17 protein-coding genes are annotated in these 21,285 nt (G+C 74.0%); 7 read left to right on the forward strand and 10 right to left on the reverse strand.

Annotation, left to right across the window (positions count from 1 at the left end):
• Positions 1-10 precede the first annotated feature (10 nt).
• Positions 11-2,536 carry an ATP-dependent Clp protease ATP-binding subunit gene (locus IE106_RS26930; RefSeq protein WP_189537825.1) on the forward strand — a complete coding sequence of 842 codons (2,526 nt, stop codon included), beginning with the start codon at positions 11-13 and terminating at the stop codon, positions 2,534-2,536.
• Positions 2,537-2,629: 93 nt separating this feature from the next.
• On the opposite strand, the gene dacB is transcribed toward IE106_RS26930, so the two are convergent.
• A complete protein-coding gene (gene dacB, locus IE106_RS26935) occupies positions 2,630-4,246 on the reverse strand; it encodes a D-alanyl-D-alanine carboxypeptidase/D-alanyl-D-alanine endopeptidase (RefSeq protein ID WP_189537826.1) in 1,617 nt (538 codons plus the stop codon).
• 440 nt (positions 4,247-4,686) lie between these two features.
• Between dacB and IE106_RS26940 the strand changes: the two genes are divergently transcribed.
• Positions 4,687-5,355 (forward strand): M23 family metallopeptidase, encoded by a 669-nt coding sequence (locus IE106_RS26940; RefSeq protein ID WP_189537827.1) that lies wholly within the window; start codon positions 4,687-4,689, stop codon positions 5,353-5,355.
• 51 nt (positions 5,356-5,406) lie between these two features.
• On the opposite strand, the gene cseC is transcribed toward IE106_RS26940, so the two are convergent.
• The 6 genes from cseC to IE106_RS26970 all read right to left on the reverse strand — a co-directional run bounded on the left by cseC (position 5,407) and on the right by IE106_RS26970 (position 10,714).
• The gene (gene cseC, locus IE106_RS26945; protein WP_189537828.1) at positions 5,407-6,735 is read right to left on the reverse strand and encodes a two-component system sensor histidine kinase CseC; all 1,329 of its coding nucleotides are present in this window, start codon (positions 6,733-6,735) and stop codon (positions 5,407-5,409) included.
• A 6-nt stretch (positions 6,736-6,741) separates the two neighbouring features.
• Positions 6,742-7,440, reverse strand: a complete 699-nt coding sequence (gene cseB, locus IE106_RS26950; protein WP_189537829.1) for a two-component system response regulator CseB — start codon at positions 7,438-7,440, stop codon at positions 6,742-6,744.
• 19 nt (positions 7,441-7,459) lie between these two features.
• Positions 7,460-8,161, reverse strand: a complete 702-nt coding sequence (locus IE106_RS26955; protein WP_189537830.1) for a hypothetical protein — start codon at positions 8,159-8,161, stop codon at positions 7,460-7,462.
• A complete protein-coding gene (locus IE106_RS26960; protein ID WP_189537831.1) occupies positions 8,149-8,751 on the reverse strand; it encodes a SigE family RNA polymerase sigma factor in 603 nt (200 codons plus the stop codon). The genes IE106_RS26955 and IE106_RS26960 overlap by 13 nt, the downstream gene beginning before the upstream one ends.
• A 297-nt stretch (positions 8,752-9,048) precedes the next feature.
• Positions 9,049-9,963 carry an HhH-GPD family protein gene (locus IE106_RS26965; protein WP_229840828.1) on the reverse strand — a complete coding sequence of 305 codons (915 nt, stop codon included), beginning with the start codon at positions 9,961-9,963 and terminating at the stop codon, positions 9,049-9,051.
• A gap of 70 nt (positions 9,964-10,033) precedes the next feature.
• Complete coding sequence (locus IE106_RS26970) at positions 10,034-10,714, reverse strand: phosphatase PAP2 family protein (protein ID WP_189537832.1); 681 nt, start codon at positions 10,712-10,714, stop codon at positions 10,034-10,036.
• Positions 10,715-10,883: 169 nt separating this feature from the next.
• Here IE106_RS26970 and IE106_RS26975 point away from each other — a divergent pair, with 169 nt between their 5' ends.
• Positions 10,884-11,720, forward strand: a complete 837-nt coding sequence (locus tag IE106_RS26975; protein ID WP_189537833.1) for a hypothetical protein — start codon at positions 10,884-10,886, stop codon at positions 11,718-11,720.
• Positions 11,721-11,748: 28 nt separating this feature from the next.
• Here IE106_RS26975 and disA read toward each other — a convergent pair whose 3' ends face one another.
• Positions 11,749-12,870, reverse strand: a complete 1,122-nt coding sequence (disA, locus tag IE106_RS26980; RefSeq protein WP_189537834.1) for a DNA integrity scanning diadenylate cyclase DisA — start codon at positions 12,868-12,870, stop codon at positions 11,749-11,751.
• Between the two features lie 174 nt (positions 12,871-13,044).
• Complete coding sequence (radA, locus tag IE106_RS26985; RefSeq protein ID WP_189537835.1) at positions 13,045-14,445, reverse strand: DNA repair protein RadA; 1,401 nt, start codon at positions 14,443-14,445, stop codon at positions 13,045-13,047.
• A gap of 379 nt (positions 14,446-14,824) precedes the next feature.
• Between radA and IE106_RS26990 the strand changes: the two genes are divergently transcribed.
• On the forward strand, positions 14,825-16,510 hold the full coding sequence (locus IE106_RS26990) for a BACON domain-containing protein (RefSeq protein WP_189537836.1): 1,686 nt from the start codon (positions 14,825-14,827) through the stop codon (positions 16,508-16,510).
• Positions 16,511-16,553: 43 nt separating this feature from the next.
• Here IE106_RS26990 and IE106_RS26995 read toward each other — a convergent pair whose 3' ends face one another.
• On the reverse strand, positions 16,554-17,393 hold the full coding sequence (locus IE106_RS26995) for a DUF3109 family protein (protein WP_373295992.1): 840 nt from the start codon (positions 17,391-17,393) through the stop codon (positions 16,554-16,556).
• Positions 17,394-17,478: 85 nt separating this feature from the next.
• Here IE106_RS26995 and IE106_RS27000 point away from each other — a divergent pair, with 85 nt between their 5' ends.
• The 3 genes from IE106_RS27000 (at position 17,479) to ilvD (ending at position 21,272) form a co-directional block, all read left to right on the forward strand.
• A complete protein-coding gene (locus tag IE106_RS27000) occupies positions 17,479-18,408 on the forward strand; it encodes a Ppx/GppA family phosphatase (RefSeq protein ID WP_189537838.1) in 930 nt (309 codons plus the stop codon).
• Between the two features lie 35 nt (positions 18,409-18,443).
• Complete coding sequence (locus IE106_RS27005) at positions 18,444-19,274, forward strand: sugar phosphate isomerase/epimerase family protein (RefSeq protein WP_189537858.1); 831 nt, start codon at positions 18,444-18,446, stop codon at positions 19,272-19,274.
• Positions 19,275-19,418: 144 nt separating this feature from the next.
• Positions 19,419-21,272, forward strand: a complete 1,854-nt coding sequence (ilvD, locus tag IE106_RS27010) for a dihydroxy-acid dehydratase (protein WP_189537839.1) — start codon at positions 19,419-19,421, stop codon at positions 21,270-21,272.
• Positions 21,273-21,285 lie beyond the last annotated feature (13 nt).

Here is a 21,285-nt window from a genome sequence, read left to right on the forward strand (position 1 = left end):
GCGATTAACGATGTTCGAGAGGTTCACCGACCGCGCGCGGCGGGTTGTCGTCCTGGCTCAGGAAGAAGCCCGGATGCTCAACCACAACTACATCGGCACCGAGCACATCCTCCTGGGCCTGATCCACGAGGGTGAGGGTGTCGCCGCTAAGGCCCTGGAGAGCCTCGGGATTTCGCTCGAGGCGGTCCGCCAGCAGGTGGAGGAGATCATCGGCCAGGGCCAGCAGGCCCCGTCCGGTCACATCCCCTTCACGCCCCGTGCCAAGAAGGTGCTGGAGCTGTCGCTCCGCGAGGCCCTTCAGCTCGGCCACAACTACATCGGCACCGAGCACATCCTGCTCGGCCTGATCCGCGAGGGCGAGGGCGTCGCCGCCCAGGTCCTCGTGAAGCTGGGCGCCGACCTCAACCGGGTGCGGCAGCAGGTCATCCAGCTGCTCTCCGGTTACTCCGGGGGCAAGGAAGCCGCCACCGCCGGCGGTCCCGCCGAGGGCACGCCCTCGACCTCCCTGGTCCTCGACCAGTTCGGCCGGAACCTCACCCAGGCGGCCCGCGAATCCAAGCTCGACCCGGTCATCGGGCGCGAGAAGGAGATCGAGCGGGTCATGCAGGTGCTGTCCCGCCGCACCAAGAACAACCCGGTCCTCATCGGCGAGCCCGGCGTCGGCAAGACGGCGGTCGTCGAGGGCCTGGCGCAGGCCATCGTCAAGGGCGAGGTGCCCGAGACCCTCAAGGACAAGCACCTCTACACCCTGGACCTCGGCGCGTTGGTCGCCGGCTCCCGCTACCGCGGTGACTTCGAGGAGCGCCTGAAGAAGGTCCTCAAGGAGATCCGCACGCGCGGCGACATCATCCTGTTCATCGACGAGCTCCACACCCTGGTGGGTGCGGGCGCCGCCGAGGGTGCCATCGACGCCGCGTCCATCCTGAAGCCGATGCTCGCCCGCGGTGAGCTCCAGACCATCGGCGCCACCACGCTCGACGAGTACCGCAAGTACCTGGAGAAGGACGCCGCGCTGGAGCGCCGCTTCCAGCCCATCCAGGTCGCGGAGCCGTCGCTGCCGCACACGATCGAGATCCTCAAGGGCCTGCGCGACCGGTACGAGGCGCACCACCGCGTGTCCATCACGGACGAGGCGCTCGTCCAGGCGGCCACGCTGGCCGACCGGTACATCTCGGACCGCTTCCTGCCGGACAAGGCGATCGACCTGATCGACGAGGCCGGTTCCCGGATGCGCATCCGCCGGATGACCGCGCCGCCGGACCTCCGCGAGTTCGACGAGAAGATCGCCGCCGTCCGCCGGGACAAGGAGTCCGCGATCGACGCGCAGGACTTCGAGAAGGCCGCGTCGCTCCGCGACAAGGAGAAGCAGCTCCTGGCCGCCAAGGCCAAGCGGGAGAAGGAGTGGAAGGCCGGCGACATGGACGTCGTGGCCGAGGTCGACGGCGAGCTGATCGCCGAGGTCCTCGCCACCGCCACCGGCATCCCGGTCTTCAAGCTGACGGAGGAGGAGTCCTCCCGTCTGCTCCGCATGGAGGACGAGCTCCACAAGCGCGTCATCGGCCAGAAGGACGCCATCAAGGCCCTGTCGCAGGCCATCCGCCGTACGCGGGCCGGCCTCAAGGACCCGAAGCGCCCCGGTGGCTCGTTCATCTTCGCCGGCCCGTCCGGTGTCGGTAAGACCGAGCTGTCCAAGACGCTCGCCGAGTTCCTCTTCGGCGACGAGGACGCGATGATCTCGCTCGACATGTCGGAGTTCAGCGAGAAGCACACGGTGTCCCGCCTCTTCGGCTCCCCGCCCGGATACGTGGGCTACGAGGAGGGCGGCCAGCTCACCGAGAAGGTGCGCCGCAAGCCGTTCTCCGTCGTCCTCTTCGACGAGGTCGAGAAGGCCCACCCCGACATCTTCAACTCCCTGCTCCAGATCCTGGAGGACGGTCGCCTGACCGACTCCCAGGGCCGGGTCGTGGACTTCAAGAACACGGTCATCATCATGACGACCAACCTCGGGACCCGGGACATCTCCAAGGGCTTCAACCTGGGCTTCGCCGCCCAGGGCGACGTCAAGACCGGCTACGACCGGATGAAGGCGAAGGTCAACGAGGAGCTGAAGCAGCACTTCCGCCCCGAGTTCCTGAACCGTGTCGACGACACCGTGGTCTTCCACCAGCTCAGCCAGGAAGACATCATCCAGATCGTCGACCTGATGATCGACAAGGTGGACGAGCGTCTGAAGGACCGCGACATGGGCCTCGAGCTCAGCGGTGACGCGAAGATCCTCCTGGCGAAGAAGGGCTACGACCCGGTGCTGGGTGCCCGTCCGCTCCGCCGGACGATCCAGCGCGAGATCGAGGACATCCTGTCGGAGAAGATCCTCTTCGGCGAGCTGCGCCCCGGTCACATCGTGGTCGTGGACACCGAGGGCGAGGGTGAGGAGAAGAAGTTCACCTTCCGCGGCGAGGAGAAGTCGGCCCTGCCGGACGCTCCGCCGATCGAGGCGGCCGGCGGCGCCGGACCGAACCTGTCCAAGGACGCCTGACGCGCGGCGGCTCCCTGCCGCAGTGACGATCGAAGGGCCCGCCCCGGACCGTGACACCCACGGTCCGGGGCGGGCCCCTTCGCGTGCCGTGCGTCAGCAGGGCGCCTCGGGCTTGAGCCAGCCGCATTCGAGCGGGGCGGCCGGCGGGGCCGCGCGGCGCTCGGCGCGCGGGGCCGGCCCGGTGATCGCGCCCGCCGCGGTGTCCGAGGAGGCGAGGGTCACCACGATGGCGTCCTCGACGTCCTTCACCGACGACGCCAGGTGGTTGTTGAGGACCACGCTGTAGACGAGGCGGCGGCCGGCCGCGTCCGTGACGTACCCGGAGAGGGCCGAGGCCCCGGTCAGGGTGCCGGTCTTGGCGCGGGCGTTCAGGGCGGCCGGGGTGTCGCACATGCGGCGCCGCAGCGTGCCGCCGACGAGGCGGTCCGGGTCGCAGGCCACGGGCAGGGAGGCGTACCAGTCGGCGTACCAGGGGGCGTCCTGGACGGCGAGGAGCAGCGCGGCGAGCTGACCGGCCGGGAAGAGGTTCATCCGGGACAGCCCCGAGCCGTCGGCCTGGCGCAGCCGGGACGTGTCGACGCCCTCCTTCTCCAAATACGCGCCGACGGCGGCGAGTCCGGCGTCCCAACTGCCGCTGCCCGAGACCTCGTAACCGACGGCCTTGGTGAGCGCCTCGGCGTGCATGTTGTTGGAGAGCTTCATGAACGGGTGCATCAGCTGCCTGAGCGGCATGGACTCGTGCGCCGCCACCGGCCTGGCCGAGGCGGGGGTCCTCAGCCCGAGCCGGGTGGGGCCCTCGACGCGTACGCCGTGGGCGGCCAGCGCGTCCGCGAAGACGGCGGTCGCGTACCCGGTCGGCTCGTCGACGGTGATCCACTCTTTGGTGGGGGAGGCGCCTACCGGGATCTCGCCGCTGATCACGAGGGTGTTGGTGCCGTGGGCCCGCTCGATGGTGAGCGTGTCCGGGCGGCCGCTGCCGACGGTGGTGGCGCGGTTGTCGACGCGGACGTAGTCGTTGCGCGGGGTGAGCGTGACCGCGGGACGCTGCCCCGGGGCGCCGGCGGCCGCCGCCTCGACGATGACGGTGCCGGAGTCGTAGTCCGTGTCCGGGGCGAGGGTGAGCGCGGAGATCTGCGCGGAGTAGTACGACGACTCGTCGTCCGCGGCCCAGGAGCGGCCCAGCCGGTTGGCGTCGAAGTGGGTGTCGTCGCCGACGAGGCGGCCGGTGACCCGCCGGACGCCGGCGGCGGCCACGCGCGCGGCGAGCCGGTCGTAGTCGGCGGCGAGGGTGGTGGGGTCGCCGGTGCCGCGCAGGTAGAGGTCGCCGTGGAGGGTGTCGGCGTACCGGCGGCCCGTGGCCAGCACCTCCGTGCGGAACCGGTGGTCCGGGCCGAGGAGGGCCATGGCCGCCACGGACGTGGGGATCTTGGTGTTGGAGGCCGGCATGAGGCGGTCGCCGCCGTCGCGCTGGTACAGGGTGGCGCCAGTCGTGGCGTCGGCGACGACGACCCCGGCGGCGCCCCCGTCGAGGCGGGGGTCGGTGAGGATCTCGTCGATGGCGCCCTTGAGGCCGGTGTCGGACGGGCCGGCGTCGGCGGGCGCGCCGGCCAGGCCCTGGACGGTCCAGGCGAGGAGCGCGGCGAGGCCGAGCGCGGTGGCGCGGACGGCCGGGGACTTGCGCGTCTGTGTGGTGCGTGTCACGGGTCTCATGGCCAGAGGATCCCGGAGCGGGGGCCGCTCAGGAAGAAGGCGGGCCCGTTCCCCGTGACGATGCGCACAGGGCAATCCGGACGTACTAGGCGGAATAGTGAACCTGGGGAGATATTGATCTTCCCTCGGGGTGGTCGCGAGGGGGGCGTGCGCCGTGGAAGCCCGGCGTGCGGAGGGGGAACGCGCGCCGGTGCGGGGTGGCGGGCCCCGCTTGCCTGGGAGATGCGGGGTCAATGTCCCTTTTGAGTGCATTTCTCAAGGGTGGTGACGGAATCGTCCGGGGCGTCAAGTGTCCACGTCACACAACGGACACTACGACCGTATGTCGTAGAAAGGGCACTTGAGGCATGTCGGGAGAAGCCGGTACCAATGAGGACCGAAGCCCGGTGCGTCGCTCGTGCCGGGCAGGTCCTTGCCCCTCACCCGGAGGTTCACCTCGTATGTCGCAGCGCGCCAAGCACCCCACCCGTAACGCCGTCGTCGCCCTCGCTGCCGCCGGCATGGGAGTCACCGCGGTGTTCGGAGCCGGTGCGTCGGCCGTCGCGGCCGAGGCCCAGGCCCCGCTCGCCATGGACACCGCCGCCGCCGTCACCGCCCAGGCCCAGGCCCAGACCGCCAAGGCGGCCCAGGCGAAGGCCGTCAAGGCCGCCGCGGTCAAGGCCGCCGCCGCCAAGAAGGCCGCCAAGGCCGTCGGCTGGATCAAGCCCGTCACCGGCTACACCCTGACCGCCGGCTACAACCAGGGCGGCGCCATGTGGACGAACAAGCACTCCGGCCAGGACTTCGCCGTCCCGGTCGGCACCCTGGTGAAGGCCGTCCACGGCGGCACCGTCGTCAAGGCCGGCCCCAACGGCGGCGGCGACGGCCCGGCGTACGGCAACGCCATCGTGATCAAGCACGCCAACGGCACGTACTCGCAGTACGCCCACCTCTCGAAGATCAACGTGAAGATCGGTTCGAAGGTGAAGACCGGCCAGCTCATCGCCCGGTCCGGCAACACCGGCAACTCGTCCGGCCCGCACCTGCACTTCGAGATCCGTACGACGCCGAACTACGGCTCCTCGGTCAACCCCGCGTCGTTCCTGCGCGCCGAGGGCGTCTTCATCTGACGCCCCGGGGGCGCGCCACGGCGCCCCCCCGCCGTCCCCGACGGCCCCGGTTCAGTCCCCCTCGGGGAACTGGATCATCGGGAAACTCCCCGTGTTCGTCGGAGCGTGCTCCGGCAGCCACAGCACCGCGATGGCACCGCCCACCCCCGGGGCGGTGCCGTCCGGCGTCGCGGCGTTGCGGAAGGTGAGCCGGGCGCCCAGCACCCGCGCCTGGCCCGCCGCGATGGTCAGCCCCAGCCCGTGACCGGCGCCCGCGCGGCCCCGGTCGCTGGCGCCCGTGCGGAACCGGCTCGGCCCCTCGCGCAGCAGCGCCTCGGGGAACCCGGGGCCGTGGTCCCGCACCCGCACGACCCGGCCCTCGACGGTCACCTCGACCGGGGGTCTGCCGTACTTGGCGGCGTTGGTCAGCAGATTGCCGAGGATGCGCTCCAGACGGCGCGGGTCGGTGCTCACCCACGACTCGTGCACCACCCGCATCACTGCGTCCGGGTTCATCAGGGCCACGCGGCGGCTGACGAACTCGCCGAGGGCTATCTCCTGGAGCTCGGCACGCTCCGACGCGCTGTCCAGCCGGGCCACCTCCAGCACGTCCTCGACCAGGGTCCGCATCGCCCGCGCCCGGTCCCGCACCAGCTCGGTCGGCCGGCCGGGCGGCAGCAGCTCGGCGGCCGTCAGCAGCCCGGTGACCGGGGTGCGCAGCTCGTGCGCGATGTCCGCGGTGACCCGCCGCTCGGCCTCGATCCGCTCGTGCAGGGCGTCCGTCAGGGCGTCCACGGCACGTGCCAGCTCGTCCGTCTCGTCCCGTACGATCCCGCCGATCGCGTCCCGCACCCGCACGTCCGTGTTGCCCTGCGCGACCCTCCCCGCGGCGGTGGCCGCCTTCCGCAGCCGCCGCGACAACTGGCCGCCGATCAGCACGCCGAGCGCCGACCCGGCGAGCACCACCGACACCGAACCGACGATCAGCGCCTCGTCGAGCCGCTTCATCACCGTCGCGCTGCGGTCCGCGAACGGCGTGTGCAGCGACAGCACGTCGCCGTTGCCCAGCGGCACCGCCGCCCACACGTCCGGCGCCCCGCCCGCGTGCTCCTCCACGTAGGTACCGCGGTGCTTGCGCGCCATCAGCCGGTCCAGCTCCCGGGGCAGGCTGGGATCGTTCAGCTTGGTGCCGAACCGCGGCTCCTTCGGCTTGGACGCCTCGTACACGCGCTGCGCGAACAGCAGCCGCTCCATCTGCACCTCGCGGGCGTTGTCGAGCATCGACACCCGGGCGGCGTTGTGGACGACGAGGCTGAGCGCGAACGCGATCAGGGCGCCGACGGCGGCGATCGCGACGGAGATCTTCCACCGCACGCCGGTCCGCAGTGCGGGCTGCTTCATGATGCGTCAGGCCCTGAGCTTGTATCCGAAGCCGCGGACCGTCTCGATCCGGTCCTGGCCGATCTTGGCGCGCAGCCGCTGCACGTGGACGTCCACCACGCGCGTGTCACCGCCCCAGCCGTAGTCCCAGACGCGCTCCAGCAGCTTGTCCCGCGACAGGACGGTGCCCGGCGCGGAGGAGAACTCCAGCAGCAGCCGCATCTCCGTCGGCGTCAGCGCGACCGGCGCCCCGCCCCTGCGGACCTCCATGCCCTCGGTGTCGACCTCCAGGTCCCCGAAGGCCAGCAGTCCGCGCTCGCCCCGGTCGCCGGCGTCCGGGCCCGCCGCGCCCCCCGCGTTCTCGAAGCGGCGCAGCACGGCGCGGATGCGCGCCATCAGCACGGCCCCGTCGAACGGCTTGGTGACGTAGTCGTCGGCGCCCGCCTCCAGGCCCAGCACCACGTCGATCGAGTCCGCGCGCGCGGACAGCATGATCACCGGCACCGTCGACTCGTCCCGGATGCGGCGGCACAGGCTGACCCCGTCCATGCCGGGCAGCATCACGTCCAGCAGCGCGATGTCCGGCTGCCGCGCCCGGAACGCCTCCAGGCCGGACAGCCCGTCCGGCATCGCCGTGACCGTGAAACCGTCCCGCTCCAGGGCCAGCTGTGTGGCCTCCCGGATGACGTCGTCGTCCTCGACGAACAGGACGTGCGTCTCCGCCATGCCGCGCCCTCCCGCGCCCTCAGTCCTCGCTCGGCGCGGTCGGTGCGGGACCGCTGATGTCTCCGCCCTCGACCGCCTTGCTGTACTCGTTGTGCACCACGTAGTGCTCGGTGAACCGGTCCGACGACCACCGGTAGGTGATCACCTCCTCGCCGGACGGGTAGGCGATCGGGTCGCCCTTCGCGTACACCTGCTTGGTGACGACCAGGTCGCCGCGGTCGATCGCGGAGTAGACGGCGGGCTCCTCCAGCGAGAACACGTTCTCGTACTGCTTGCCCCGCATCCGGTACACGTACGTGCCGACGCCCACCGCGTCACCGCAGGTCAGCACGTTGACGACGACGTCCGCCACACCGGACCCGGTGAGGTTGCCGTACGAGGTGTCGACCGGATAGGCGTCCGGGCCGCACGGCTTGAGGTCCCGCTTCACCTGGTCCCCGACCTTCGGGTCGCCCTTCAGCAGCGCGATCACGTCGACCCGCCGGAACGGCGACGGCGCCGACGCGGCCGGCGTGGACTGGCCGGAGGGGACGCCCTGGTCGGTGGGGGCGGCGCCCTCGTCACGCGTACCGGTGCCGCCGGTGGAGCAGCCGGCCGTGAACAGCCCGAGCAGGCCGGCGGCGGCGAGCGCGGCCACCGCCGCCCTCCCCGCCGCCGTGCCACTCCCGGGTGCCGGCGGCCGTGTGCCGCCGCTCCCGTGTCCGCCGCTCAGGCCGCGCACCGCTCCTGCTCCCGTCCGTGACGACGCCCGTTCACCGCCCGCGTGCCGCGCTCCGCGGGCCGGGCCCGGTCCCCGCCCCGGTCCAGGGCGCGGGCGTCGACGTCCCGGCTCTCCAGCTCCTGGCGGAGACGGGCGAGCGCACGGTGCAGTGTGCTCTTCACCGTACCGGTCGACATGCCGAGCGCCGCAGCGGTCTCCTCGGTGCTCATCTGCTCCCAGTGGCGCAGGACGACCACGCTGCGCTGCTTCGGCGCCAGCACCTTCAGCACGTCCATCAGCAGCGCCCGGTCGGCGTGCTGCTCGGTCGCGTCGTCGACGGACGCGTCGGGCAGCTGCTCGGTGGGCACCTCCTCCAGCTTGCGGGCGCGCCACCACTCGGTCCGGGTGTTGATCATGACGCGGCGCAGGTAGGCGTCGGCGAGCGTCTTGTCGGCTATGCCGTCCCAGCGGCCGTACGTGCGGGCGAGGGCGGTCTGCAGCAGGTCCTGCGCGTCGACCGGGTCCGGGACGAGCCGCCGGGCGCTGCGCAGGAGGGCGTCCTGCCGTACGCGTACGTACTCCTCGAATTCGAGCACCTCGCCGTGCGACATCCCGAACCGCCTCCGTTTCCCCGTGACAAGCCGTGGCCCCCGCAGCGCCTCCGGCCACTTCGGCCGGTGTCCCGCGCTGACACCACGAGAAGCTACGGAGCGCTTGTCACGGCACTGTCCGGGGCACCCTTCGGCGGACGCACGGCTGCCCATCGGTTGTGTAACAGCGGCTCTGTCACAGCGGTGGGTGAGGGCGCGGACGCGGAGCGGGACGGCCCCGAGGGGCGGCCGGGCGGACGGGAGCGGGTGGGGAGGGGGCCCGGCCGGGCGGACGGGAGCGGGTGGGGGAGGGGCCGGTCAGGCGGACGGGAGCCGGTACCGGCCGCCGTCCAGGGGCTCCACCAGGCCGTCCGCGACGAGGCCGTCCAGGGCGCGGGCGCGCTGCACCGCGTCGTGCCACACCGCGTCCAGCGCGGCCTGCGGCACCGGGGCGGTCGCCTCCCGCAGGACGGCGAGCAGCTTGCCGCGGACCTGCCGGTCCGTGCCCGCGTACGTCTGGCCGCGCCGCGGCGGGCCGTCGTGGGCGGGCTTCCCGGCGAGCCGCCAGGCGCACGCGCGGGCGATCGGGCAGCGCCCGCAGTCCTCGCCCCGCGCCGTGCACACCAGGGCGCCCAGCTCCATCGAGGCCGCCGCCCAGCGGGCCGCCGTCGCCTCGTCGTCCGGCAGGAGGGCGCGCGCGAGACGGCGCTCGGCGGCGGTCGTGGCGTTCGGCGGGTACTGGACTCCGGTCACCGCGCGCGCGAAGACGCGGCGGACGTTGGTGTCCAGCACGGGGTGCCGCCTGCCGTACGCGAACGACGCCACCGCCGCCGCCGTGTACTCCCCGATGCCGGGCAGCGCCAGCAGCTGGGCGTGGTCGCTCGGTACGTCGCCGCCGTGCCGTTCCGTTATGGCGACGGCCGCGCCGTGCAGGCGCAGGGCGCGGCGCGGGTACCCCAGCCGGCCCCAGGCACGGACCGCCTCGCCGGGGGCCTCGGCCGCCAGCGCGGCGGGGCGCGGCCAGCGCGCCATCCACTGCTCGTACACCGGCAGGACCCGGCTGACGGGGGTCTGCTGGAGCATGAACTCGCTCACCATCACCCCCCAGGCGCCCGCCTCGGGGCGCCGCCAGGGCAGGTCGCGCGCGTGCTGCTCGAACCACGCGAGGACGGGCGCGTGGAGCCGCTCGGTCGGGGGGACGGGGGCCGCTTCGGGAGTCTCGGTCGCAGTCATGGCCCTCCGATCCTGACACGGCCGGGCGGGTTTTCCGCGCTCCCGCCCCCGACCCGGCCGCCCGCGCCCCTCAGGAGACCCGGCGACGGCCCGCCGCGCGGCGGGGGGCGGCGCGGCGGCCGCGCTGCCGGGGGAGCGCCGCGGCCGGCTCGATGCCGGGACCGGGGCCCGCCAGCCACCGCGCGGCACCCGAGCGGCTCATGCGCATCGTCTCCACCAGGCGCTGCGTCGGGCCCGTCAGCAGGCGGACGAACAGGACCACCGCCAGCGCGCCCACCACGAGGCCCGCGGCCACGTCGTGCGGGTAGTGCACGCCCACGAACACCCGCGAGGACGCCATCACGACCGCCAGCGGCATCGTCAGCCACGCGATCCGCCGCCACGCCAGCGCGAGCGCCATCGCCGACGCGCCCGCGATGGCCGAGTGGTTGCTCGGGAACGACCAGTCCCCGTACGGGGGGCACTCCGCGATCGACGCGACGGCGCCCACCACCGCGCGGCACGGCCTCTCCTCGTCCACCAGCGACTTCAGCGTCTCGCTGACGACGTAGCCGAAGGCGGTGGCGACCGGCGCGAGGGCGGCGAGCGCCACCGCCCGCCCGTCGGCGGGCCGCACCCGCCACCAGGCGGCGACGAACAGCACGCCGAAGAGCAGCAGTCCGGCGTCGGTGCCGATCTCGGCGAAGACGTGCACCCAGGGGGGAGTGTCCCGGGCGAAGTCGGTGACGGTGCGATAGAGGTCCTCACTCATGAGCAGGGACGGTACCCGGCCGCCGGAACCACCCGTTCGGCGCCATCCGCCGCGGACACGCCCGCGGGTCCTCGCAAACCGGCCACACAGATGTGATCATCGGTAAAACTTGGCGCAGGAGCGGCGCGTGCGGCCGGAGTCGGCCGCGATCTCTCGTACAGTTTTCGCCGTGGGATCTCTGCGCAATCCGGTCGGGCCGCTTCCCTCCTCCATCTACTGGCGGCGGAGGGCGATCGTCGCGGCCGTGGTCGCGCTGCTCGCCGTCCTGATCGCCTGGTTCGTCGGTTTCGGGAACGACGGGCCCTCCCAGGGCAACGACGGCGCCAACGCCGGCTCGCCCGCCCCGTCCATCACGCCGGGCCCGTCACCCTCGGGCCCCGCCATCAGCACGCAGCCCGGCGGCCGCGACGAGTCCGGCGCCTCCGGAGGCTCGTCCGGCTCGGGCGGCTCCGATACCGGCGGCTCCGGCACCGGCGGGAGCGGCTCCGGCGCGGGCGGGGCGACGGGCGGCGGCTCCGGCCCGGGTGCGGGCACGGGCTCCGCCGCGGGCGGCCAGGGCGGCGGTTCGGGCTCCGGCCGGCAGGTCCCGGCCGGCTCGCCGCTGCCGAACTGCGTGCCGGGCACCCTCCAGCTGACGCTCGGCAGCACGGAGGTCTCGTACGCCCCCGACGAGAAGCCGCAGTTCCGGCTGACCGCGCGGAACACCTCCGCGACCGGGTGCAAGACCGATCTCGGCCCGGCCACCGCGGTCCTGACGATCAGTGACGAGGGCGGCGACGAGGTCTGGTCGTCCAAGGACTGCCCCAAGGGGCCCGGCAGCGTGTACGTCGCCGTCCCGGCCGGGGGCACCGCCACTTACCTGATCGAGTGGGACCGCCGCCACAGCGCGCCCCGCTGCGCCACGCCCCCCGTGAGGACGGCGGGCCCGGGCACCTACCTGGCGGAGGCCACCGTGCCGGGCGTGAAGGGCGTACTGCGGTCGTCGATCACGCTGGCGAAGGACTGAACGGCGGGGGCCGGCGCCCCCGCGCCCGTCAGACGTACCGTTCGAGGATCGACGACTCGGCGAGCCGCGACAGGCCCTCCCGGACGCTGCGGGCGCGCGCCTCGCCGACGCCGTCGACGGCCTGCAGGTCGTCGACGCTCGCCGCGAGCAGCTTCTGCAGCCCGCCGAAGTGCTCCACGAGCCGCTCGATGATCGCGCCCGGCAGGCGCGGCACCTTCGCCAGCAGCCGGTAGCCGCGCGGCGACACCGCCGAGTCCAGGGTCTCCGGCGAACCGCTGTAGCCGAGCGCGCGGGCCACCGTCGGCAGCTCCAGCAGCTCGGCGTGCGAGAGCGCGTCCAGCTCCGTCAGCGCCTCCGCGACCGTACGGGACCGCTTCGCGGTCGGCTCGGGCACGTAGTCCCGCACGACCAGCTCGCGCTCCGGCTCCACGCCCGCGATCAGCTCGTCCAGCTGGAGCGCGAGGAGGCGGCCGTCCGTACCCAGCTCGACGACGTACTCCGCGATCTCCGTGGCGATCCGGCGGACCATCTCCAGCCGCTGCGCCACGGCCGTCACGTCCCGGACCGTCACCAGGTCCTCGATCTCCAGCGCGGAGAGCGTCCCGGCCACCTCGTCGAGGCGCAGCTTGTACCGCTCCAGCGTGGCGAGGGCCTGGTTGGCGCGCGACAGGATCGCGGCGGACTCCTCCAGGACGCGGCGCTCGCCGTCCACGTACAGGGCGATCAGCCGCATCGACTGCGACACGGAGATCACCGGGAAGCCGCACTGCTTGGACACCCGGTCCGCCGTGCGGTGCCGCGTGCCGGTCTCCTCGGTCGGGATCGACGCGTCGGGGACCAGCTGGACGCCCGCGCGGAGGATCTTGGTGCTGTCCTTGTCGAGGATGAGCGCGCCGTCGAGCTTGCACAGCTCGCGCAGCCGGGTCGCGGTGAACTCGACGTCCAGCACGAAACCGCCGGTGCACATCGACTCGACGGTCTTGTCCATGCCGAGGACGATCAGACCGCCCGTGTTGCCGCGGAGGATGCGCTCCAGTCCGTCCCGCAGCGCCGTGCCGGGGGCGACCGCGCTGAGGGACGCGCGCATCAGCGCTTCGTTGCCGGAGCCTCCGCCCGACTTTCCGGGTGTTGCCCGGTCGTTGGCTGCCACTGCACTCCTCCGGCTCGTACGGGTGGGCGAGACCAGCCCAAAGTCTAGCGACCCCCACCGCACCGGTGGCTCCGCCGACGGATCCCCCGCCCGCCGGCCGCCCTCCCCGGTCCCGGGCGGAGGACCGGGGAGGACCGGGTCGGACCAGGGCGGACGGCGGGCGGGTCCGGCCTCCTACTCCGCGGCCGGGGCGGACGGCCGGCGGCCGCGGGGGAGGACCCGCAGGGCCTCGCCCACGTCCGCGACCTCCAGCACCCGCATCCCCGCCGGCACCTTCCCCGGGTCCCCCGGCACCAGCGCGTGCGTGAACCCCAGCCGGTGCGCCTCCGCGAGCCGCCGCTGCACCCCGGTCACCCGCCGGACCTCCCCGGCGAGGCCCACCTCCCCGATCGCCACCAGGTTCTTCGGCAGCGGCGTGTCGGACGCCGCCGACGCCAGCGCCAGCGCGACCGCCAGGTCCGCCGCGGGCTCGGTCAGCCGCACGCCGCCCACCGTCGCGCTGTAGATGTCGCGCTTGCCGAGCGCGCTGATCCGCCCCCGCTGCTCCAGGACCGCCAGCATCATCGACACGCGGGACGTCTCCAGGCCCGAGGTCGTACGCCGGGGCGACGGGATCTGGGAGTCGACCGTCAGCGCCTGCACCTCCGCGACCAGCGGCCGCCGCCCCTCCAGCGTGACCGTCAGGCACGTGCCCGGCACGGGCTCGGCGCGCTGGGTCAGGAACAGCCCGCTCGGGTCGGCCAGGCCCGTGATGCCCTCGTCGTGCAGCTCGAAGCAGCCCACCTCGTCGGTCGCCCCGTACCGGTTCTTCACGCCCCGCACGAGCCGCAGCCGCGCGTGCCGGTCGCCCTCGAAGTGCAGCACCACGTCGACCAGGTGCTCCAGCAGCCGCGGCCCCGCGATGGCGCCGTCCTTCGTGACGTGGCCCACCAGCAGCGTGGCCATGCCGCGCTCCTTGGACGCCCGGATCAGCGCCCCGGCCACCTCCCGCACCTGCGCCATGCCGCCCGGCGCCCCCTCGATCTCCGGCGACGCCACCGTCTGGACCGAGTCCAGGACGAGGAGCGACGGCTTGACCGCGTCCAGGTGCCCCAGGACCACCGACAGGTCCGTCTCCGCCGCCAGGTACAGGTGGTCGTGCAGCGCGCCGATCCGGTCGGCCCGCAGCCGCACCTGGCTCGCCGACTCCTCACCCGTCACGTACAGCGTCGGGTGCTCCTCGCTCGCCGCCTTCGCGGCCACGTCCAGCAGCAGCGTCGACTTGCCGACGCCGGGCTCGCCCGCGAGCAGGACGACCGCGCCGGGCACGAGCCCCCCGCCCAGCACCCGGTCCAGCTCGTCCACGCCCGTCGAGCGGGCCGTGGCCTGCCGCCCGTCGACCTGGCCGATCGGCACCGCCGCCGTCGACACCCGGCCGGCCGCCGTCGTCCGGACGGCGGGCGCGCCGCCGTACTCCTCCACCGTCCCCCACGCCTGGCACTCGGGGCAGCGGCCGAGCCATTTGGCGGTCGTCCAGCCGCACTCGGTGCAGCGGTAGGACGGCCGGTCCTTGGTGGATTTCGTACGGGCAGCCATGCGACCCACCGTAGCCGCCGCCACTGACAGCGGACGGCCGCCCGCCGTGCGCCCGCGGGGACGCGCTCCCGCGGGCGTTCCCGAGGCCGCGGACCCCGGGCCGCTCACCGGCCCCGGCCCGTGCGCCAGCCCGCCCCGCCCATCCCGCCCCGTCCGACCCGGCCCCGGTCCGCCCGGCCCCCACCCCGCCCCGGGCCGGCCGGGAAGGCGCCCGTACGGCCCGTCGGCCCGGGACCGGTGGGCGGGGCTTCCGCTAGGGCCGACACGGGACATTGGCAAATCCCCCTGTCCCCTTTCGAGGGATACGTTCACCCATAAGGCTTAAAAGTGTCGGAGCGGCACGAGGAGTGTGCCTCAAGGCGCCTACGGTCGCCGGGTGATGAGCAGCAGGCTGGAGCACCCCACGGACACCACCGGCGCACACCGGGCGCAGCGCGGTGCGCCCCGGAGCGGGCGGGCGGTCGCGCAGGACCCGCCCGCCACCTACGAGCCGTACCTCGACGGCCTCTTCACCTACTGCCTCTCCGTGCTGTGCGACCACGACGCGGCCACCGCCGTCCTCGGCGAGGTCCTGGCCGTCGCGGAACGCCAGCAGGGGCGCTGCCCCGCGGAGCCCCCGCTCCGCAAGGCGTGGCTGTACGCCCTCGCCCGCTGGGCCTGCCTGCGCGAACTGGCCCGGCGGCGGCGCGCCCGGCACGGCGCGCACACCCGGCGGCCGGCCTCCGGGGAGGCCCCCCGCGTCCCCGAGGAGACCGCCGAGCGCCGCGGCGAACTCGCCCTCCTCGCCTGGCCGGAGGCGGCCGGCACCACACCGGAGCAGCGCGAGGCCCTGGAGCTCGCGGTACGGCACCAGCTGGGCGCCCCCGAGGTCGCCGCCGTCCTCGGCATGGCCCCGCAGGCCGCCCGCGAGCTGCTGTCCGCCGCCGCGTGCGAGGTGGAGCGCACCCGCGCCGCCCTCGCCGTCGTCGAGACCGGCACGTGTCCCGCCGTCGCCCGTCTCACCGGCGACCACCGGGTGCTGCTGTCCACGGCGCTGCGCCGGGAGCTGGTCCGGCACGTCGACGACTGCCCGCTGTGCCGCCGTGCCGCCGAGCGCGCCGAGGCGGCCGGCCCCTGGCCGGGCTCCACGGTCACCCCCGCCACGCTCCCGCTCGTGCCGGCGCCCCGGTCGGCGGCGCGCGCCGCGATGCTGCACGCCCCCCGCGCGCGCTCCGCCGGGCCGCGCTTCGGGCGGAACGGTTTCCCTCTCGACCCCAAGGACCACGCCGCGCGCCGCGACCGGATGCGCGCCCGCGCCGTGACCACCACCGTCATCGCCACCGTCGTCGCGGCGCCCGTCCTCGCGCTGTGGGCCGCGTACCGGGGCGACACGGCGATCGACGAGGGCCGCGGGGACCAGACGTTCAGCGCCTCCGACGAGGCCGGCGCGAGGGCCGGCGGCGGCCACTACGCGAACGCCGGCAACGCCCGCACCGGCCCCGACCTCCGGTTCCGCACGCCCCGCCAGGCCCCCGGCGTCTCGGTGGAGGTGGTCGGCGGCGGCTCGGCCCCGTCGCCGGCGCTCGCCGGCCGCCTGGGCCCCGGCCGCGTCGCGGTCACGGCCCAGCCGTACGGCGACGCCACGGCGCTGACGCTCACCGCCACCGGCAGCGCCCCCGTCGACTGGTCCCTGCGGACGGACGCCCCCTGGCTCCGCGCCGACCGCGCGTCCGGCACGCTGGAGCCCGGCCGGTCGGTCACGGTGTACGTCTCCGTCGACCGCGCCCGCGAACCGCGCGGGCCCTGGAGCGCCCGCATCCACGTCAGCCCGTCCGGCGCGGTCGTCGTCCTCACCGGGCACGGGCCCGACCGCCCCCCGGCCCACCAGGTGCCGCCCCACCGCCCCGCCGCGCCGCCCGCCCCGCGGCCGGACGCCCCGTCGGGTCCGTCGCCCACCCCGCCCCCGGCGAGCGAGCCGCCCCCGGCGACGGAACCCCCGCCGTCCTCCGACCCGCCGCCGGCGACGGACGCCCCGCCCCCGGCGAGCGAGCCGCCCGCGACCGAACCGCCGCCCCCCGCCCCGTAGGCGCGGTGACCGGCGGGCGTAGGCGCGGTGAGCCGGCGGTGCCCTACGCCACGGGGCCGGCCGGGCCCGCCGGGCCCGCCGGGCCCGCCGGGTCCGCCGGGTGCGGGGCCACCAGCGGCAGCGCGGACGCCAGCCGTGCCTCGCACAGCTCCACCAGCACGCCGTACGCCGCCTCGCCCATCAGCTCCGTCAGCTCCGGCCGGTACGTCACGTACACCGGTTCGCCCGCGCCGTGCGCCGAGGTGGCGGAGGTGCACCACCAGTGCAGGTCGTGGCCGCCGGGGCCCCAGCCCCGGCGGTCGTACTCGCCGATCGACACCTGGAGCACCTTCGTGTCGTCGGGCCGCTCGATCCAGTCGTACGTCCGCCGCACCGGGAGCTGCCAGCACACGTCCGGCTTCGTCTCCAGCGGCTCGCGCCCCTCCCGCAGCGCCAGGATGTGCAGCGCGCACCCCGCGCCGCCCGCGAAGCCGGGGCGGTTCTGGAAGACGCACGAGCCGTTCCAGCGGCGCGTCTGCCGCTCGCCGTCCTCGTCGAGCTGCACCCAGCCCGACTCCGTCCCCACGTCGTGGAACTGCCACAGCTCCGGCGTGAGCCGCGCCACGTGCCCGGCGACCCGCTTCTCGTCGTCCTCGTCGGAGAAGTGCGCGCCCAGCGTGCAGCACCCGTCGTCGGCGCGGCCCGCCTGGATGCCCTGGCAGCCGCTGCCGAAGACGCACGTCCAGCGGGACGTCAGCCATGTCAGGTCGCAACGGAAGACCTGGTCCTCGTCCGCCGGATCGGGGAACTCCACCCACGCGCGGGGGAAGTCCAGGCCCTTCTCGTCGTCCTCGCGGAGGACGCCGAACCCGGCCGCCGGGGCGTCACGCTTCTTGCCGGAAATCGATTTGCCCGGCTTGTCCTTCTTGGTCTTTGGCACTCCACCAGCGTAGGCGCAGCCCGTCCCCCGCTCGCAGTAGCGTGCTGGCATGAGACTCGGAGTCCTCGACGTGGGGTCGAACACGGTGCACCTGCTGGTCATGGACGCGCATCCGGGCGCCCGGCCGCGGCCCGCCCACTCGCACAAGGCGGAACTGCGCCTGGCCGAACTGCTGGACGCGGACGGCTCGATCGGCGCGGCCGGCGTCGACCGGCTCGTCACGATCGTCGGGGACGCCCGGCACACCGCCGAGGAGAAGGGCTGCGAGGCGGTCCTCCCCTTCGCGACCTCCGCCGTCCGCGACGCCGCCAACGCCGAAGCCGTCCTCGCGCGCGTGAAGGCCGAGACGGGCGTCGACCTCCAGGTCCTCACCGGGACGGAGGAGGCCCGGCTCACCTTCCTCGCCGCCCGCCGCTGGTTCGGCTGGTCGGCCGGGAAGCTGCTGCTCCTCGACATCGGCGGCGGCTCCCTGGAGATCGCGTACGGCATCGACGAGGAGCCCGACGCGGCCGCCTCCCTCCCGCTCGGCGCCGGGCGGCTCACCGCCGGCTGGCTGCCCGGCGACCCGCCGGACCCGGCCGACGTGAAGGCGCTGCGCCGCCACGTGCGCGCGGAGATAGCCCGGACGGTCGGCGAGTTCGCCCGCTTCGGCAGGCCCGACCACGTCGTCGCCACGTCCAAGACGTTCAAGCAGCTCGCCCGGATCGCCGGGGCGCCGGGTTCCGGCGACGGCCTGTACGTGCAGCGCGTGCTGAGTCGTACGTCACTGGAGACGTGGGTGCCGAAGCTGGCCGCCATGACCGTCGCGCAGCGCCGCGCCCTGCCCGGCGTGTCCGAGGGCCGGGCAGGGCAGCTGCTGGCCGGGGCGCTGGTGGCGGAGGGCGCGATGGACCTGCTCGGCATCGACGTGCTGGAGATCTGCCCCTGGGCGCTGCGCGAGGGCGTCATCCTGCGCCGCCTCGACCACCTCCCCGAGTGACGGACCGGACCCGTACCCTTTCCCTCGTGGCAGACGTGGCAGAGCAAGCGGGGCGGCCGGCGGCGCGCGTGCCCCGCACGAAGGTCGCCCTCTCGACGGCCTCGGTCTATCCCGAGTCGACGGCGACGGCCTTCGAGGTGGCCGCGCGCCTCGGCTACGACGGCGTCGAGGTCATGGTGTGGACGGACCCCGTCAGCCAGGACCTGGAGGCCCTGCGCCGGCTCTCCGACTACCACCAGGTGCCCGTCCTCGCCGTGCACGCCCCCTGCCTGCTGATCACCCAGCGCGTCTGGTCGACCGACCCGTGGACGAAGCTCCAGCGGGCCCGGGCGGCGGCGGAGAGGCTCGGCGCGTCGACGGTCGTCGTCCACCCGCCGTTCCGCTGGCAGCGGCAGTACGCGCGCGACTTCGTCACCGGCATCCGGCGGATGGCGGACGAGACGGACGTGCGCTTCGCCGTCGAGAACATGTACCCCTGGCGGTACCGCGACCGCGAGATGCTCGCGTACGCCCCCGAGTGGGACGTCACCAAGGACGACTACCGCCACTACACGGTCGACCTCTCCCACACGGCGACCGCCCGCACGGACGCGATGGCCATGGTCTCCCGCATGGGCGACCGGCTGGGCCACGTCCACCTCGCGGACGGGCGCGGCTCAGCGAAGGACGAGCACCTCGTACCGGGCCGCGGCACGCAGCCCTGCGCCGAGCTGCTGGAACACCTCGTGCGCACCGGCTTCGACGGGCACGTCGTCATCGAGGTCAACACCCGGCGCGCCATGTCCGCCGCCGAACGGGAGGCCGACCTCGCCGAGGCGCTGGCCTTCACCCGGCAGCACCTGGCGTCGTCGGTCCGCCTCCCGTGACCGGGCGTGACCCCCGGGCCGGGGCCGCGGGAGGGTGACCGGCAGGCGATCCGCACGTCCCGCCATCCGGACATGGTGTCCACTTCCTGGAGAGGCGGCGTACGCTCGGAAGGAGCCAGTCTCTCTGATGAGGAGCGAGCGACGATGCCCGAGCTGAGGTCCCGCACTGTCACCCACGGCCGCAACATGGCGGGCGCCCGTGCCCTTATGCGCGCCTCCGGGGTACCGGGCGAGGACATCGGGCGCAAGCCCATCGTCGCCGTCGCCAACTCCTTCACCGAGTTCGTCCCCGGCCACACGCACCTCCAGCCCGTCGGCCGGATCGTCAGCGACGCCATCAGGGCGGCCGGGGCGATCCCGCGCGAGTTCAACACGATCGCCGTCGACGACGGCATCGCGATGGGCCACGGCGGCATGCTGTACTCGCTGCCCTCCCGCGACCTGATCGCCGACTCCGTCGAGTACATGGTCGAGGCGCACTGCGCGGACGCGCTGATCTGCATCTCCAACTGCGACAAGATCACCCCCGGCATGCTGATGGCGGCGCTGCGCCTGAACATCCCGACGGTCTTCGTCTCCGGCGGCCCCATGGAGTCCGGCCGGGCCACGCTCGTCGACGGCACGGTCCGCACGCTCGACCTGGTCGACGCGATCTCCGACGCGGTCAACGACAAGATCTCCGACGAGGACATCCTCCGCATCGAGGAGAACGCCTGCCCGACCTGCGGCTCCTGTTCGGGCATGTTCACCGCCAACTCGATGAACTGCCTGACGGAGGCCATCGGCCTGTCCCTCCCCGGCAACGGCTCCGTCCTCGCCACGCACACGGCCCGCCGCGCCCTGTACGAGAACGCGGCGCGCACGGTCGTCGAGGTGACGAAGCGGTACTACGAGCAGGACGACGAGTCGGTCCTGCCCCGCAACGTCGCCACGTTCGCCGCCTTCGAGAACGCGATGGCCCTGGACATCGCCATGGGCGGCTCCACCAACACGATCCTGCACCTGCTGGCCGCCGCCCAGGAGGCGGGCGTCCCCTTCGGGCTGGAGGAGATCGACGCCGTCTCGCGCCGCGTGCCGTGCCTGGCGAAGGTCGCGCCGAACGTCGCGAAGGACCGCACGTACTACATGGAGGACGTGCACCGCGCCGGCGGCATCCCCGCCCTGCTGGGCGAGCTGCACCGCGCGGGCCTGCTCAACGAGGACGTGCACGCCGTCCACAGCCCGTCCCTGGCGGACTGGCTGAAGACCTGGGACGTGCGCGGCGGCTCCCCGTCCGCCGAGGCCGTCGAGATGTGGCACGCGGCGCCCGGCTGCGTGCGCTCCGCGGAGGCGTTCTCCCAGTCGGAGCGCTGGGAGGCCCTGGACCTCGACGCCGAGAACGGCTGCATCCGCTCCGCCGAGCACGCCTACTCCGAGGACGGCGGCCTCGCGGTCCTGAGGGGCAACCTGGCGGTCGACGGGTGCGTCGTGAAGACGGCCGGCGTCGACGAGTCGATCTGGACGTTCGAGGGGCCGGCGGTCGTCTGCGAGTCGCAGGAGGAGGCCGTCGAGAAGATCCTCAACAAGCGGGTGAAGGACGGCGACGTCGTCGTCATCCGCTACGAGGGCCCCAAGGGCGGTCCCGGCATGCAGGAGATGCTCTACCCGACGTCGTTCCTGAAGGGACGCGGCCTCGGCAAGACCTGCGCGCTGATCACCGACGGCCGCTTCTCGGGCGGCACGTCCGGCCTGTCCATCGGCCACGCCTCCCCGGAGGCGGCGTCCGGCGGCACGATCGCGCTGGTCGAGGACGGCGACCGCATCCGCATCGACATCCCCGACCGCACGATCGAGCTGCTGGTCGACGACGCGACGCTGGCCGCCCGCCGCGACGCCCTGGCCGGCGCGTACGCCCCGAAGAACCGCACGCGCAAGGTCTCGGCGGCGCTGCGCGCCTACGCGGCCATGGCCACCAGCGCCGACAAGGGCGCCGTCCGCGACGTCACGAAGCTCCCGTAGCCCCCCGGCCGAG

The organism is Streptomyces roseolilacinus (genome assembly GCF_014649335.1).
Classification (GTDB): Bacteria; Actinomycetota; Actinomycetes; order Streptomycetales; family Streptomycetaceae; genus Streptomyces; species Streptomyces roseolilacinus.

Excerpts from the sequence above, each read along its gene's own strand:
- IE106_RS27000 (WP_189537838.1), top strand. The coding sequence starts at position 17,479 with ATGAGACTCGGAGTCCTCGACGTGGGGTCGAACACGGTGCACCTGCTG.
- IE106_RS26990 (WP_189537836.1), top strand. The coding sequence starts at position 14,825 with ATGAGCAGCAGGCTGGAGCACCCCACGGACACCACCGGCGCACACCGG.
- cseC (WP_189537828.1), bottom strand. The coding sequence starts at position 6,735 with ATGAAGCAGCCCGCACTGCGGACCGGCGTGCGGTGGAAGATCTCCGTC.
- radA (WP_189537835.1), bottom strand. The coding sequence starts at position 14,445 with ATGGCTGCCCGTACGAAATCCACCAAGGACCGGCCGTCCTACCGCTGC.
- IE106_RS26970 (WP_189537832.1), bottom strand. The coding sequence starts at position 10,714 with ATGAGTGAGGACCTCTATCGCACCGTCACCGACTTCGCCCGGGACACT.
- dacB (WP_189537826.1), bottom strand. The coding sequence starts at position 4,246 with ATGAGACCCGTGACACGCACCACACAGACGCGCAAGTCCCCGGCCGTC.
- IE106_RS26965 (WP_229840828.1), bottom strand. The coding sequence starts at position 9,963 with ATGACTGCGACCGAGACTCCCGAAGCGGCCCCCGTCCCCCCGACCGAG.
- IE106_RS26940 (WP_189537827.1), top strand. The coding sequence starts at position 4,687 with ATGTCGCAGCGCGCCAAGCACCCCACCCGTAACGCCGTCGTCGCCCTC.
- IE106_RS26960 (WP_189537831.1), bottom strand. The coding sequence starts at position 8,751 with ATGTCGCACGGCGAGGTGCTCGAATTCGAGGAGTACGTACGCGTACGG.
- IE106_RS26930 (WP_189537825.1), top strand. The coding sequence starts at position 11 with ATGTTCGAGAGGTTCACCGACCGCGCGCGGCGGGTTGTCGTCCTGGCT.
- ilvD (WP_189537839.1), top strand. The coding sequence starts at position 19,419 with ATGCCCGAGCTGAGGTCCCGCACTGTCACCCACGGCCGCAACATGGCG.
- cseB (WP_189537829.1), bottom strand. The coding sequence starts at position 7,440 with ATGGCGGAGACGCACGTCCTGTTCGTCGAGGACGACGACGTCATCCGG.